Raw genomic sequence first — 15,346 nt, 5'->3', positions numbered from 1 at the left:
TTTTTTTTTTGAGGTGATCGCGGAAACCAGCCGCCCTAAAATAGTTGTATCATTTTGCCACTAAAACTACCTTACTGCCTATCATCGCTAATATACAAGGTTGCAATTATGCTACCTTTGCACTTATGCGACCTGTGTATACTTTAGCTTGTAGATCAATTATTTGCACTATAAATTTTTTTGGGTAATTTTCTTTGGGTAAATATATTTATGTAACCATTCAAGCTTGTACTTCCTAACAGCGAAATCCGTTGTAAGCGGTGTAATTCCGACTTAAATGGCAGATTGTAACTGTAGATTCTACTAGAATCCTCAATCTTTTTTGTGTAAATTATTTCCATTATTAATCTTTTTTACACTGATCGCTCGATCCGATGTGACTATATATACGTATTAAGGATCGAGTATTGATCCTTAATAGCTAAATTTTGGGCTTTTCTCAAATCAAAAACTAGTCGTTCTCCCTTCGTAAACAAGGGTAATACGGCTATTCTGTGACTTGAAGAAATGGCGGTTTTTCACTATGGAAACCAATGTTTTTTTATCATTGGTGATAATTAAAATTGCATTGTCTAGCCGAGTTATTGTGCAAGTGTCAAGGAGTTGTAGAAGCATATTCAGTTATCAAGGTTCGGGTTTAGCAAATAAGGAAAATTTAGCGATGTGTGGGCGATCGCTATTTATCCATTAGTTGTATCAAAATTGCCTCTAGTCGTTCTAAAGCAGCGTTAGTTGAGCGTTGGTTTTCCTCAAATCGCTGCTGATGTAGCTCAAAATTGCGGTTACTCTCTTCCTGGTTACGGTCGAGCCGTATCACAATATTTTCTAGTATTGACGTTCTAGTATCATTACTTAGTATTATTTCATCCAACATTGTGCTACGTCCTAAAACAGTAGTAGCTGTACTGATAAAATTATCAACCTTATAACCAATTTCAGTTACTACTTCTGATAATTCATTCACCTTACCTGTAAGTCCTTCCAGGCTTGTAGTAGTGTTTTCTTGCTGTTCTGCTACTCGGTCAAGCCGTTGAGTAGTTTTTTCTAAAATCGCTTCTATCCGGTCTAGTCGGGATGTTTCAGTTGTCATGGTTCTGTGGGTGTGGTGTGGGCGATCGCTCCGTAGGAATCGCACTTTTGCTAGTTAGATTTTTGGTAATTCGGATCGTGTTCTGTAACGTAAGTCTCTACAAATTCCGTTACAACTTCACTCATATTTTTACCTTGTCTGGCACAGACGGCTTTAAAGGTATTCCTGAGTGATTCACTCATAAAAATTCTTAAAGAAATAGTTTTGTCCTCAGAATTAGAAGGTTCAGCCATTAGTAACAGTAGTAGTTATTGTGTCAATTATCCCTATTGTGGCACTTCTGTCAATAAATAGGAATTAACACTACTTGCACTACTGTTACTCTATGCTATACTATCACTATAGCCAAGTAAATGCAACCCCACCGCATCCTTAATAGTCCTGTATGGCGTGATTGTGAAGGTTTTAGCGTAAATTCTGGCAATACAGCTACAGCATAAATGCTCACAGTGCATAACAGTTCACTCCTAAAATGCAAGATGCTTAGTACAAGTACGCTATATGCGTAATTCAAATAAGCAGGATGTGAATTACTTGCACTGCAAATATGCAAATTACACTTAGTGCATACTGCATGAGAAATTATGGAAGAATCGCGGACAATTTACGAGACTTTAGCAGGTTGTAGGGTTAATGATGTGCATTGGTGGCGAGTCAAAAAGACAATGACCGCGTGTGAATTACCCCTAACAAAATCAGGGTTTGAATTGTTTATCTCACTCAAAAAAACTTCACCAAGATACTTCTCTCAATACCACAAAATCAAGTCCCAAATAACCCAACAAATAGAACAGGCAATAGGTGAAGGTATCACGGGGGAACAGTTCCTAAAACTTCTAGAACAGCTAAACATTAACCCCAATCAGTCAACAGTTTCCAGATGGTTTAAAGGGTGCGGTGGTTTCAAGAATAAAGGTTTCTATAACAGAACAGTTCTGTTACCAATTCTTGCAGTAAGTCTCATCTATAAGTCCAAAGTTCAATCTAACCAACTATCAAAGGTAGCGTAAATCATGTTAACCACAGTTGCAAAACGTATTCAAACAAGCCTAAAACGTAAAGGGGTAGTAGCTACGTCAGGAGACATTAAAGATTACCTCAGAGCTAATGTAGGGAATATTGAAAACATCACCAAAGAAGAGGAAAATAACGCTACTAAATACTTCCTATCTACTGCCACCAAATTAACCGTAATTAGTGACGACGTGACCACAGAAGATTTAACAGAAGTAGAGGAAACATTTAGCAGTGTAGGTGGTGAACTTGGAAACATTGACGGAAACATTGCAGAACCTACACAGATGGAACTGGAAACATTAACCAGTGAAGATGTAGACATAGTAAACAGTGTAGACAATGCTATCAATACAGCATCTATACAGGATATAGATAGCAACGATTTACACACAAATGAAGCTGCTTTAGATACTGAGAATGAGACAGCTTTAGCCACTGCCACCAAATCAGAATTAGTTGCTTCTACTGCGGGGGAATTGGGGATAGTTCTTAACACTGGAGAAATTGAACTGATAGCCCAAAACGTCAATTACTCATCTGATGATTTACAGGAATCACTAGAAGAAATAAAGAGCGCGATTATTGCTTTTGTCCGTCATAAGATAGCGTTAAACTCCCAAAAGATTGGTGAAACTTTGGAGGAAATAACCCAAGTAGCCACAGACGGATTTAACCAAAATAGTCAACAATTAACCGACGGACTACAGAACATAAACAAACAGCTACAGCAGCAAAGAACCGACTTTAAAAGTAAGGTCAAAGCTACCCTCTCAGTATTCCAATTACCCGCAGCGTCCTAACTTTAAAGTCAAGATTAACCCTATTTGGATACTAGGAATAATTACCGTAATTGCTGGTTTAACTGCTATTGATAGCTTCCGTTTTAATAGCAGTATCCAGAAACCAGATCACCGTTATTTTGCTGACCCTAACAACTATCTGGAGTTCAAACCATGAAACAGTTACCACCTGCCAAAGTCCCCAAGCTTAGAAACCACATTCTACCCAAAGGTAAGCTACTCACCCAAGTTTTAGGAAAAAAGTTTGGTGTCACACTCAGTGATTTTGACCGTGCTATGGGTGGAGACATAGCAGCAGCCCAAAAAATAGGAGAACTTGCTAGACAAGGTAGGTTATCCCAAGAATTAGCTCCTAAACTTGCACAGGCATATTTAGAAATTATCAACGGTTCAGAAGCTTATAACAAGGCAACTGCTGACATATTATTACAGGCTGGAAAGTCAGCGATCGCAATTGATAAAGCTGGTTCACAAGTCATGTTAGGACAACAAAAATATGTCCACTCCAGACAAGAATTAGCACAGGAATTTGTAATTGGGAAGAACTCAGAAAATAGTCGTCATGCTTACCAGATGAACTATACCCAGATTAAGGCTTATGTTGATGTTCACTTGACCGAAGTTGATAGACAAACTGCAATTTTAGAACAGTCAAACAGACCGGAAATAAAACAAGTCGCTGCTGATGAAGCTTACCAAACTAAAACCATGAATGAAGCATTAAGCAAGGGTGAAACAGCCCGTTATGACTTGATTCCTGAAAAGAACTATAAAACAGGAATCATGGGGAAAATAGCAGAAATTAGATCAGCTTTAGGATTTTAAACCGTAATTAAAATACCCCTACCAACTGCTAATTGATAGGGGTAATCAGGTCAAGTTATTACTTAAATCTATGCTAACACAATCTACACCACCGGATCTAGATTCTATTCTTAATGAAGATGACGACGGACAGCTACCGGGGGAAACTATCAGATATTTGACTCATGTTGAAAATAAACTCTATGCAGATATTCAAGCCCGTAAACGAATAGATAGCGGTTTATTGTTTCTAGCGTGTCAAATATCAAGTTGTAGCCTAAGTTGGTTGTTATTTAACCTACAGGTGACTTTAACCATTATTCAAGTTTCTAGCGCGGTTGTATCGCTGTTACCTGGATTAATTGACGTAGGGGATAGTTTTAATTTTTCAATCAGTTCTGATTCATGGGAATTTTCACTAGGTAATAAACCACTGATAGGAATAGTAAAACTTGCCATTGGTGGTGCTGTAAGTTTCTCAGGTACATCTAAAATTACTTCTGAAATTATCCAGACTAAACAGGCGATCGCACAAACTTACCAAGAAATTAGAAGTAGTGAGGGGTTAAGTTTTCAATTACCAGATATGGGGATGAGTTTATTGATAGCGTTATCTGGAGTTGCATTACTAGGAATAGTTAAAAAGTTTTCTAATACTAATAATAATCAGGAGAACAATAGCAATGATTAGGTTCATCAAGTCACTTATTAAATTATTTGTCAGTGGTTTAGTTACAGCTATATTTTTAAACTACCTAATCACTGGATTTGTAGATATTGTTTATAACATTAATTCAGTCTTGATATGGTTTCATAAGTCCGGTATGGGTGCATACATCAGTAAATTGTTTGGAGGTAGATAATGCAAGAAATACAGGAATTTAACCAACAAATAGTTAAGCAAAGACGCAGTTCTAGTATCTTGGTAGGTATTTTACTAGCATCTGGTTTCATTGCTTCAGTGCCGATGTTCTCAGATAGCATCAAGCACAACGAAACCCTGTATTGCTATGTGAAAGATAATTGTAGAGGCTACAATATTAAACGCGGTATCAGCTTTTTAGTTGATAGAGAGCGCAGAAACCAATTATTTGATGAGAATATTAAGGTAGTTAAACTTTTACCACCTGAAGACCCTAAAGCGGTTAATTTTGGGTTATGTGCTAGTTTGTTTCTGTTATCTGCTTATGGTGTGAGCAAAGCATTAACTGATAGTCAAGAAAAATCAATACATTCTCAGTTTAAGTTGCTTAAAATCAAAGCACTGGAGACGGATATCATAGAACAAAATCACATTGATCTATTCTCATTTTCAAAGCAAAATCAAAGCGAGATTACTAAACAAGTCATAGCACGTCAAACAGCAGAAACTATACAGCAGCTAAAGTCAGAAGGTGAGGTACAACTTGACCACCTTAATGGACAATTGCAAGGTCAATTATCCCTAAAGGGTCATCAATTGCAGTTGTCAGAACTTGATAAGGAAACTGCTAAAAACAACCTTGAGACTTTAGAGACTAACAGGAAGATTGACAAGTTATCAAAACCAGTCCAGGACGCTAAAACACCTACTCCAGATGAACAGCTTAAAACTTCATTGATTGACGCTCTCAAGGGTCATGAAGATGGTTATTTGTGGACAATCATAAATAGTCTAAAACCGTTGTGGTTAATAGGTAATCAAGGCAGTGGTAAGACATATACGGCAGGAGCGATCGCACTCATCAGGAAATACTGTCTTGATGCTCCTATTGAATATTTACTTGATAGACACGCCACGGGGGATAATGCCGATGTTTGGAAATTCTTGCAGTCTAAAAACATAGCAGAAATCGAAGAAGATATAGCTTCTACAATGCAAGATAATATTACATTTTGGGGGAACAGGATTAAACAAAAACCCAATGATAAGCTACAGGTGATTGTAGATGAGTTTACAAATCTAAGAGGTTTAATTGGGGAACTTGCTGACACCTGGTTTAAATTATCCCTAACAGATACTAGAAAAGCTAAATGTTATTTACTGGGAATTACTCACAATGATACCAATAGCAGTTTTGCAGAAGGAACGAAAGACACTCGAAAAGCAGGTATGATATTGATTCAAAAGTTTAGTGCTAATGGCGAAACACCCTTATCTAGAATCGTTATTAGGTATGGTTTAGTAGATGGAAACGGAAACAATTTAGAAGATATTGAAAAGACATTACCAAGCTGGTTTCACCCGCAGAAAATACATGATCACTTCAATGGTAAACCTATAAACTTTGAGGATTAAATATGAGTCACGACCCTGACTATTATTGCTGCGAAAATTGCCGTGATTGGTTTCTAAAATGGGATAAGGGTAATATCCTATGTCCTGACTGTTTTTATGAACTGTATGACCTTGTATTTATTAATGGTAGATGTGAGTGGATACCTAAAAATGATCAAGATGATTAAACATCCTGATTCCTGATACATAAAACACCCCTACCGGGCATTGGCAGGGGTGTTTTATTTGGGGATATATTATTAATTAAATATCTCAGGATTACTAATTTTATAGCAGCCCTTCCCATCGAGAATAACATCAAATCCCATTGCTTTTAAAATGCTCCTAAACCGTTGTATCACCGATTGTTTGGTGTTAATCTCGATGTCTAGCATTGATTCTATTTCTGTTTTGTTATTCTTAATATTTTCACCGATTTTATTACTTATTAATTCTTCATTGTTGAATCTTTTCCCGTCCATCCAGAATTGACAGTCAAGCATTGAGACTATCTGATAATTCCTGGTGTAAATAGCAGGATCTAATCTTTGTTTCTCTGGTTTCGGAGTGAGGTATGTTTGAACATATTCTTCATGGGATTGTCTATTTCTTTCTGCCTGTTCCTCATCTGTGATTGTTGATTGGGTATCCGGTTTTAAATCAGAGTCAGTGAGATTGCTATCGTCGTCTGGTAATTGGTAATTGACAATTAACAATTCTCCATTATCCGTTGTCAGTTCTTCATTATCAATTGTCAATTCCTCATTAGTAATTGGTGATTGGGGAACGGGTGCGGGGGGAATTGATTTTAATTCCTCAAACTGCTTTTTTAATTCTTGTAGTTCCTCTAGCAGCCCGTTAAATTGTCCCATTGCTGCGGTGTAGGATTTAGCGATAGCCTCACCAATTCCCCCGTCTGCCAATGATTCAGCAATCCTGTTGTCAATATCTTGTATTGATAGTGTATTGATACTGTCAATATTCTGTATAGATAATTTAATCTTTTCATCTATACGTTTATCAATATCTTGTATTGACAAACTAGGGTTATTTGTATCACTGGATGTATTGATATTTTGACTTGATGTAATGACATTACCTGTATTGATAACCGACTTAATATAGCTGATTAGTAAAGCAGTAGCGGTAACATTATTTTCCTTGGCATAACCTTGGAACTGTTCCCACAATTGACCATCAACTCTAAATGACGCTAACTTATCGGCACTCATAGCTGTATATATTTTGTATTGATTTGTGTATTGATTATAGTAGCTATCCATACAAAATGTCAATACGACAATGTATATATATTTGTAATGATTTTAGTTGTTTTGTCATGACAATATTTATAGTATTTGTATTGACAGATGTATTGATATCTTATATATTAGTTGTATAGACAAAACAAAAGACGACCGCACAACTTACCAGGGAGAGCGATCGCCTTTCATTCAAAACCAATGAAGGAATCTATATGACAACCTTAACACAAGAAAAGCCCAAAACCTGCACCCTGACATACTTTGATGGAGAATTTGATGCTTTAATCGGACTTTCACCGCAGGTCACAGAATTAGACAGCCCCTACTATCAGGGTTATCTAGCAGCATCCTTAGAACATGATTTAGTCCCCTTCTAATCACCAATTCCCCCGCCGGGGGGAACTCCACACACTTTACACCACACTAGAAGGAACTAAAATCATGACTAACACACACAAAAACCGAGTTAAAATATTACTCCGTCAAACATTCTGGCAATTAGATGATTGCAGCGACAGGGAACTTACCCCAACTTTGATTAGACAGTTCCTAGCTAACAACGTACCTCACACCTTATTAGAACCTTTTGCGATAAACATAACCGGGTGTGATTGGTGGGAACGGATAGAGAGATTAGTCTGGATGTTTATAGAAGCCAGAAAGCACGCTTAAATAGAATAATCCCCATAATCCCTATCAAGTCGGTAGGGATTAATTAAAAAAGTTCAGCTATCGAAAATAACCATTATCGTAATCTAAAAAAGAGGTATCATGAATACAATTGTACTAACAAATAATAACCTAGAATCATCACTATCTACCCCAATCGGTTCTAGGTTTACTCACATAGACTCAAGACAGGATACAGATGTGTTAAATCAATTATTAGCCGATAAACGCGCAGAAACTACAAGACGGGCATATCTAAGCGATATTAATAACTTCTTTAACTTGATGACAGGTGATACAGCTAGTCATGATGCTGTATTAGAGTTTTTACATTTATCCCAAGGTCAAGCTGTTGCCACCGTACTTAAATATAAAGCTGCATTAATAAATAAAGGTCTTAAAGAAGCAACTGTAAACCGTCGTATTGCTGCTATAAAAAGTTTAGTAGTGTTTGGTCGTAAGGTCGGGGTATGCAATTACTCACTAGAAGATGTTAAGGGGGAAAAGACAGCTAAGTATAGAGATACAACTGGAGTAGATGCACCTACATTTAAATTAATTCTCCAGCAATGTGATCTCAACACTGTTAAGGGGATAAGAGACTATGCAATTCTCCGTCTGCTTTGGGGTAATGCCCTCAGACGGGGTGAGGTTTCTAAACTTAATGTGGGGGACTTTGACCCCACTGCTAAGACTTTACGGATTCTAGGGAAGGGTAAGGGGACTCAATACCAAACTATTGACCTCTCACCTGCTGCTGTGGAGTCAATCAATAATTGGTTGTCAGTTCGCGGTAAAGTCGCTGCTGGTACACCTTTGTTTAGTGCTTTGGACAATGCCCATAGAGGCCACCGACTAACGGGGGATGCAATTAGAAAAATTGTCTGTGAATATTCCCAAAATGCAGGAATAGCAAAGGCTATGAGTCCCCACAGGGTAAGACATAGTGCCATTACGGCCGCTTTGGATGCCACCGGGGGAGATGTCAGGAAGGTACAAAAACTCTCACGTCACAGCAAGTTGGACACACTGATGATTTATGACGATAACCGTAAACGGGACCAGGGGGAGGTTTCCAATTTGCTTGATGACTTGCTGTAATCTTTGCGGGGGTAAGGGTTTTAGCGAGTACGAGAATCACCGATCTTTACCCCCCTTTTACCCATCTCTGGTATTGTTTTTACGGTGCTATTTTTAGCCTATAAGTACCAGTGTTTACCCTCTCCTAAGAAGTAACAAAGAGGATGGTTTTGTTAAATTTTTGAGCGATAGTGAAGTGCTGCGTAGAAATTGTTTTTTAACCAAAAAAGAGGATAATAATTCAAATACTCTCAGTTAGGGCAATGAATAAATATATTTTACTATTTCTATCTCTTACAAGTATCAATTTACTGCCAGTGCGAGCGATCGCACAATCTACTCAATCCTGTGTAAATTACTGGACTAATCCTCAGACGGGTAAGCAAGAGTGCTTGACAGTGACATATAAGCCGTCTTTTGAGTACCTGGGTGGGATGAGCAGAATCAATAAGAAAGGGAAAAGAGTAAGAGTTAAGTTTTATATTGAAAAAAATATTGCTGTTACTAACGGCATGAGTAAACCAGCAAGGCAAGTGACAACATTTTCTGACGGCTACAGATTTGAGGATGAGATAGTTGTTGACTGTAACAATCAAGCGATCGCATACAAGTCAGAATCTGTAAGAATCAATGGAGTATTACAGGGCAAAGATGAGAATGAAACTCTTGAATTTGAGCCTGTAACTCCTGGGACAGATGGCGCAGCCGCAAGAACTTACAATTACATCTGTAATGGCGTAATACCCAAGAATTAATTAATTGTGGCGTAATCTTCAAAAAGCATTAATATACAAGCTTTTAAGCCATGTCAAAATCAATGATACGTATACTGAATTTAGTCACTTTTGAGGAAATTTAATATGGTAATGCAATGGTTTCAAGAACAACCACAATGGAACTGTATTCAAACTTTTACAGGACATCAAGGAGCATTTGCAGGGGTTAACTCTGTAGCTTTTAGCCCTGATGGAAAATTTTTAGCAAGCGGAAGTGACGACCACACCATAAAGTTATGGGATATGGGTCGAATGAGGGAAGTTCAAACATTTACTGGACATAGAAATGTTATTCGTCAGGTTGCTTTTTCTAAAAATGGTGAATTCCTTTATAGTTGTTCCTTTGATAGAACTATTAATATATGGGAAGTAAAAACTGGGAATTTAATAAAAGCGTTGTTTGGTCACTATAGTGAAATTCCTAGCATTTCTGTTCACCCTTCAAATAATTTCATAGTCAGTGGTAGTAATGATGGAGAGATTAAACTGTGGGATTTAAATAAAAAAGAAGAAATTCAATCTTTTGCTAGTAAAAACGCTAAACCTATTGAATCAGTTGCATTTAGCCCTGATGGAAAAATAATTGCTAGTGGGGGATGGGATAAAGATTTAAATATATGGAATATACAAAATGGGCAATATCGCAAAATTACATCTCATTCTCAAAAAATTCGGGCAATTATTTTTAGTTCTGATAGCCGATTTTTAGCTACTGCTAGTGAAGATAAAACTATTCGATTATTCAATTTGCCGAGTAAATCTATATCCTATGAAACTCTACAAGGGCATCTTAAATCTGTAGTGACAGTAGCAATTAATCCAAGTAGCACAGTGTTAGCTAGTGGTGGAGATGACAAACAAATAAAGCTTTGGAATTTGAATACTAAAGCAGAAATTTGTACTCTTTCTGAACACCAATCTTATGTAATGTCACTTGCTTTTAGTCCTGATGGAAAATTTTTAGCTAGTGGTAGTCACGATAGAACTATTAAAATTTGGCAACAAGAATAATAATTTATGTCCCCTACAGGGGCAAACTAAGGGAAAAGAAAAGTAAAAATTGGAGAATAAACACAAATGACTCTTGATGAAATTGCACGCATGGCAGCGTCACTAGGTTTACCCGCAGTAATGTTTGCAGTGGCCTGTTCCATTGCTGCTGGTATGGGTTTAGCAGGCGGGGCAGTAATTACAACAGCATTAGCTATACTAGGCGGACCTTTTGGAATGGTTGCAGGTCTAGGGGTACTTGGTGCTTCAACTCTTATTGGTAATGCTGTAGCTAATTATGGTATTGAAGAATTTCTCGTAGCCGTCTACAACGTACATCGCAGCAATGGCAGACCATGCAGCGAACTGACCAGGGAAATCAACACTTTGTGGATTTCATACGAACTTAGGAGAAGAATAATTAACAGAATTAGGTGTGAGTATTAATAGAACAGAAAACTGGGATATGAAAATGGCATCACTGTACCAAATTGCTGGTATCCCGGCTGTACCCCCTGTATATCCTCAAAAAAATCAAAAAACTACTTATTATACTCAGTAATACTACAACTTGTAGTTTTATGTAATTTTTAAAAGCCTTGAAAATAGGACGTTTCAACCACAAAAATTTTAAAAGGGTGTACTACTTTTGCACCCCTTTTGTACTCCTCTGGTATTATTTTGACAGTGCTGATTTTATCTTGTAAGTATCCGTATTTTCCTTTTTATTCTCCTGGTAATTTTTGGTATGCTTTTGGGTTATTAATTCCTTAGAATCCTTTTACAGTAATGCTTTTGGTAGCTTTGGATATACAAGGTAATGCGATCTCTATCTCTCCTCAGATGGGGATATTTCTGGACTAGCAGATTTTTGGCGGCCGCTATATCCCCAAGTTTTAGGAACTGGACAAACTGTTGATCAAATCCCATACATCCCCCTAACAAACAGATATATGGGATTGACTCCAGATGCAGCGGTCTAACCCGTTCCACAGGGTAACGAGTGCTTTGTAAGTGCCGTTAATCAAAGTCTCAGAGGTTTTCAGAACCGCACCCACCCAGGCTTGACCGTCCCACACAAAACAATTTTGGGGGATATGGACCGGTTGAGTAGTTTGGTGGTTAACGTCCTGATTTATGGCCGCGTCCTGATTAGCAATATTATTAATATTACAAATTTGGGACGGATTTGGTATAGCTGTGATACAGTTTTCATTTTTATTTTGTAGCATTGCGATACATTTTACGTCCTGGGATTTTGCCAAATCGGACTCGTACCATTTCTGGAATATCTCACTCCGTCCATCGGTGAGGCCAGATATCTTATATATCCAGTTGCGATCTCCCGTCCCCTCACGTCCAACTTTGTCTAACTTCAATCCCAATGGTTTTAGAATTTTTCTGAGGATTTGAATAAGGGTCATGTCGGGGTGTAGCTTCCCAAGGAACATTCCCAAATCCCAAATATGATTCTTGGCCTTATCTGCCATGTCAGTTAGCAGTGGGTGACTTTGGGTGAACTTGTCCAGTTCTAAAATTTGGGGGATGTTTAGCGATCGCATCAAGTTGACCTTCGCCGATGTTTGGGACTTGTTAAAGTCTGGTAGGAAAACTGATTGATTTTCTCTCATCTTCTTTGCAGATGTTTGATCCTTTTGTGGGACGTTCTCAAATCCCAACGTTAGGAAGTAGTGGAGACGTAATTGGGGATAGTATCCGTCGTCATCTTTCAAAATCAAGTCAGGGGTAACATCAACTTGGTAACGCTGCTTAACTGAGTATTTTCTATGTCTTTGTCTGTCGTCCTTGGTTTTATGCTTTTGATTTGATAATCTTTCATATCCTTTGCTATCTAAATCATCAATATTGATAGCTGCTGTTTCGTCTAAATGATCCAGGTATTTTTCGTCTCGTATGCTGGTTATTTCTTCCTTGATAACTTCGTCGTCGTCATCAAATCTATTGGTGAGTGTATTGCCTTCGCTGACAAGATTTTTAAGGATAATTCCCCTATAATCGCTCATCTCATTATTGATTCTACAAGCCATTTTTGCGTAACAGTTTAACGCAGAATCATTGGTGTTAATGTAGTCCTCTACTACCTCAAAACCAACGTTTTTTAATTGTTGGAGATGTATTTTAAATTGCCTTCTGTTGCTACTTAGAATTGAATATAACGACGTTGACCCGTCCCCCTGCCAAGATAAACCATTGGGAGCTATCCATAGATGACGGGGGACATTATCACGAAGTCTCATTAATTGTTGTCTGACTGCGTTTTCTGACTGCACACCCTGGAAACATCCCCATACACTATCAAAATGATTCTTGACATCAATTGATATTCCAGTTCCCACAGATGGAGAAATTAAGACTACATGATATTGCTTGATAATGTCATTAATCTTGGTGATACATCCATAAGCAGGATGTTCTGGATCTGCAATTGTTTCTGAATCAATTCTCAGGATCAATTCTGACAAATGGGGAAATTTCTTGATAATGATTGACTCAATGTTTTGAGTGGAGTATTTGCCCTTGATTTTCTGAGAGTCAGTTGCTATAAGGGTTTTATCGCCGTTGTCAATCGCTGCTAATAGGTCACGTAACCAGTTCACTGGGGTAGTTTCTTCATGGTTAAAAATATTATATCCGCCTTCTTTATAATCATTGTTGATGATAAAAATATCGTCATCTTTGCACTTGGCAGCCTCTTGTATAAAGTCTAAGGATACATCTGTTAAGTCTGCATCTAACCCTACTATTTTATCGGCGTTAAGTAGTAGGAGTTGAAGCTGTTTAATAACTTCTGTACGGTGTTCTCTAACTTCTGTAGTTGAGTTGAGTAAGTGCCATAATATTTGTTCAACTTCATCAAGAATTACCACATATTTATCGGTTAGCAGGTAAGCATCATTCTCAACATCAAATTGACCCTTGCCTTGTCCATGCAATGAATCAACTACTACCCCAAAACCTTTAGAACGATCTGCTTTGCCACTGCTAATATCGTCAACATAAGGAACGCCCAAGCGACTGCATAGCGCCTGACACAACTGGACTCTGTGGGATACTAGATAAACGCTGTACCCCTCACTAACCAGCTTGTCAATTAGTGGTTTTAATGCCCAAGTTTTGCCCGTCCCCTTGGGAGATTTTACCCCTATAATTTTGTGGGGAATGTTGGTCAAGATATCCCCTAGTTTTTCTTGGTTTAGGTTGAGGTTAATTTTCCTTGATAGTTGGTAGTATGGTTGAGTCTGCGACTGGGCAACGGGTAAAGCAGTAGTAATGATATTTTCTACAACTGCTTTACCATGAACTACTAAAACGTCATCTATACCCTTCTGTGAGAAGTTCCAAGTAGTAATATTGACCTGACATTTTTTGGATTTTAGCAGTCTAGCAGTAGCCGCGATCGCCTTACCAACATTTATTCTTGTAGTGGGTTTTGGGTCATTGTCAAAACAAATTGTTATCTTGCGTTTTGGCGTTGCAAATAGCTGAATCTCAGGGATTAAATTGTGTTTTTTCCAGTTGGTTTCAACTTTGCGATATGCTCCGTTAATTCCGGGTAATGCCACTGCTATAAATCCACAGGATAGTAAAGCAGCGGCTTTCTTCGCGCCTTCACAGAAAATGATGGGTAGGTTGTTTATTAACACCCACTCCCAAAATTCTTCACAGTCCCCAATGGGTACGCCGTATCTATCGCTGATCATCTGCCAAATGCGTTTAGGCACTCGCAGGAAAAACGCTCGATTAGAGGACTTATAGGGATGCTCGTACTTGACGGGCTTTTGATCTTTTTTCTTAGGGTCAAGCCTTGGGTTGTTTGGCTTGAAACATCCCCACTCCATCGGGGCGTAATTGTTCAACGGGTCAACGCCAGCACACCACCAGCCACCTGCTAGGGTGTGGTTGTACATTCTGAGATATCTTCCAACTTCTGAAGTGGTGTATTGACTGCTGTGGGGTGTCTGTTTTCCGTTCCCTAATTTGGCGATCGCATCCGATAGCAGGTATTCATGGGTAACGTCACCTTCTAAGGATTTGAAGTTTAGAGCGATAACGTCGGGGTCAATCCCACTGCTGATTAATTCGCGGTAATGAGTTTGATTTATCTGAAAAGATTCTTGACAATTATGGTAAATGCTACTATAATTATTCTTATCGGATCTGTCATCGGACTTAAAATTTATTTTTACTGCAAGCCCCTGTCCCGTCAAGTCTAGGGGTTTTGTTTTGGGATTTTTCATGACTGCCTCTAAAAGTACAAGTGCAGTCCATCAAATTATTTGTATTTTTATACTTGTACTTTTCTTCAATTTTTGGATAAGCTGGAATCAAATAAATATTTTGTCTAGCTGGTTAGCTAGTTTCTGAAAGAAGCGTTTACTAGACGCTTATTTGTGTTGTTGTGCTTATCCTTCAAAAAGCCACAGTACAAGCTTGATGGACTGCTGATCAGTTTTTTTTTTGAGGTGATCGCGGAAACCAGCCGCCCTAAAATAGTTGTATCATTTTGCCACTAAAACTACCTTACTGCCTATCATCGCTAATATACAAGGTTGCAATTATGCTACCTTTGCACTTAT

The 15,346-nt window shown here is 38.1% G+C and carries 16 protein-coding genes; 12 read left to right on the top strand and 4 right to left on the bottom strand.

Translation table 11 applies throughout. The annotated features are described in order from the left end of the window. Nucleotides 1-676: 676 nt before the first annotated feature. Together IQ228_RS08480 and IQ228_RS08475 are read right to left on the bottom strand one after the other, a co-directional pair. Nucleotides 677-1,090, bottom strand: coding sequence for a hypothetical protein (locus tag IQ228_RS08480; protein ID WP_193962620.1), 414 nt, complete (start codon nt 1,088-1,090; stop codon nt 677-679). Nucleotides 1,091-1,140: 50 nt separating this feature from the next. Further along, nucleotides 1,141-1,323 carry a plasmid partition protein ParG gene (locus IQ228_RS08475; RefSeq protein ID WP_168651949.1) on the bottom strand — a complete coding sequence of 61 codons (183 nt, stop codon included), beginning with the start codon at nt 1,321-1,323 and terminating at the stop codon, nt 1,141-1,143. Nucleotides 1,324-1,674: 351 nt separating this feature from the next. Between IQ228_RS08475 and IQ228_RS08470 the strand changes: the two genes are divergently transcribed. The 6 genes from IQ228_RS08470 (at nt 1,675) to IQ228_RS08445 (ending at nt 6,156) form a co-directional block, all read left to right on the top strand. After that, entirely contained in the window at nt 1,675-2,100 is a 426-nt protein-coding gene (locus tag IQ228_RS08470; RefSeq protein ID WP_168651947.1) for a hypothetical protein, read from the top strand. 3 nt (nt 2,101-2,103) lie between these two features. Next, nucleotides 2,104-2,907: a hypothetical protein gene (locus tag IQ228_RS08465; RefSeq protein ID WP_193962619.1), complete on the top strand. Its 804-nt coding sequence runs from the start codon at nt 2,104-2,106 to the stop codon at nt 2,905-2,907. Between the two features lie 153 nt (nt 2,908-3,060). Continuing rightward, nucleotides 3,061-3,732 (top strand): hypothetical protein, encoded by a 672-nt coding sequence (locus IQ228_RS08460; RefSeq protein WP_193962618.1) that lies wholly within the window; start codon nt 3,061-3,063, stop codon nt 3,730-3,732. Nucleotides 3,733-3,802: 70 nt separating this feature from the next. Further along, nucleotides 3,803-4,402, top strand: a complete 600-nt coding sequence (locus IQ228_RS08455; RefSeq protein WP_193962617.1) for a hypothetical protein — start codon at nt 3,803-3,805, stop codon at nt 4,400-4,402. A 171-nt stretch (nt 4,403-4,573) separates the two neighbouring features. Further along, nucleotides 4,574-5,989 (top strand): hypothetical protein, encoded by a 1,416-nt coding sequence (locus tag IQ228_RS08450; protein ID WP_193962616.1) that lies wholly within the window; start codon nt 4,574-4,576, stop codon nt 5,987-5,989. Nucleotides 5,990-5,991: 2 nt separating this feature from the next. After that, the gene (locus IQ228_RS08445) at nt 5,992-6,156 is read left to right on the top strand and encodes a hypothetical protein (RefSeq protein ID WP_193962615.1); all 165 of its coding nucleotides are present in this window, start codon (nt 5,992-5,994) and stop codon (nt 6,154-6,156) included. A gap of 72 nt (nt 6,157-6,228) precedes the next feature. Here IQ228_RS08445 and IQ228_RS08440 read toward each other — a convergent pair whose 3' ends face one another. Then, nucleotides 6,229-7,200 (bottom strand): hypothetical protein, encoded by a 972-nt coding sequence (locus IQ228_RS08440; RefSeq protein ID WP_193962614.1) that lies wholly within the window; start codon nt 7,198-7,200, stop codon nt 6,229-6,231. A gap of 245 nt (nt 7,201-7,445) precedes the next feature. Between IQ228_RS08440 and IQ228_RS08435 the strand changes: the two genes are divergently transcribed. From IQ228_RS08435 to IQ228_RS08410, 6 genes are all read left to right on the top strand, one after another. Beyond that, nucleotides 7,446-7,610 carry a hypothetical protein gene (locus tag IQ228_RS08435; RefSeq protein WP_193962613.1) on the top strand — a complete coding sequence of 55 codons (165 nt, stop codon included), beginning with the start codon at nt 7,446-7,448 and terminating at the stop codon, nt 7,608-7,610. 64 nt (nt 7,611-7,674) lie between these two features. Further along, nucleotides 7,675-7,905 (top strand): hypothetical protein, encoded by a 231-nt coding sequence (locus tag IQ228_RS08430; protein ID WP_193962612.1) that lies wholly within the window; start codon nt 7,675-7,677, stop codon nt 7,903-7,905. Between the two features lie 99 nt (nt 7,906-8,004). Continuing rightward, the gene (locus tag IQ228_RS08425) at nt 8,005-9,003 is read left to right on the top strand and encodes a tyrosine-type recombinase/integrase (RefSeq protein WP_193962611.1); all 999 of its coding nucleotides are present in this window, start codon (nt 8,005-8,007) and stop codon (nt 9,001-9,003) included. Nucleotides 9,004-9,245: 242 nt separating this feature from the next. Then, a complete protein-coding gene (locus IQ228_RS08420; RefSeq protein WP_193962610.1) occupies nt 9,246-9,737 on the top strand; it encodes a hypothetical protein in 492 nt (163 codons plus the stop codon). Nucleotides 9,738-9,842: 105 nt separating this feature from the next. Further along, nucleotides 9,843-10,769: a WD40 repeat domain-containing protein gene (locus IQ228_RS08415; protein ID WP_193962609.1), complete on the top strand. Its 927-nt coding sequence runs from the start codon at nt 9,843-9,845 to the stop codon at nt 10,767-10,769. A 90-nt stretch (nt 10,770-10,859) separates the two neighbouring features. Beyond that, nucleotides 10,860-11,195, top strand: coding sequence for a hypothetical protein (locus IQ228_RS08410; RefSeq protein WP_228043762.1), 336 nt, complete (start codon nt 10,860-10,862; stop codon nt 11,193-11,195). A 491-nt stretch (nt 11,196-11,686) separates the two neighbouring features. Here the strand turns inward: IQ228_RS08410 and IQ228_RS08405 are convergent, their stop codons facing one another. After that, on the bottom strand, nt 11,687-15,007 hold the full coding sequence (locus IQ228_RS08405; protein WP_193962607.1) for a plasmid replication protein, CyRepA1 family: 3,321 nt from the start codon (nt 15,005-15,007) through the stop codon (nt 11,687-11,689). Nucleotides 15,008-15,346 lie beyond the last annotated feature (339 nt).

The organism is Dolichospermum sp. LEGE 00246 (genome assembly GCF_015207865.1).
In the GTDB taxonomy this organism is placed as follows: Bacteria; Cyanobacteriota; Cyanobacteriia; order Cyanobacteriales; family Nostocaceae; genus Dolichospermum; species Dolichospermum heterosporum.
The sequence above is the reverse complement of the archived record's forward strand: the minus strand, read 5'-3'. Positions and strand labels throughout refer to the sequence as shown.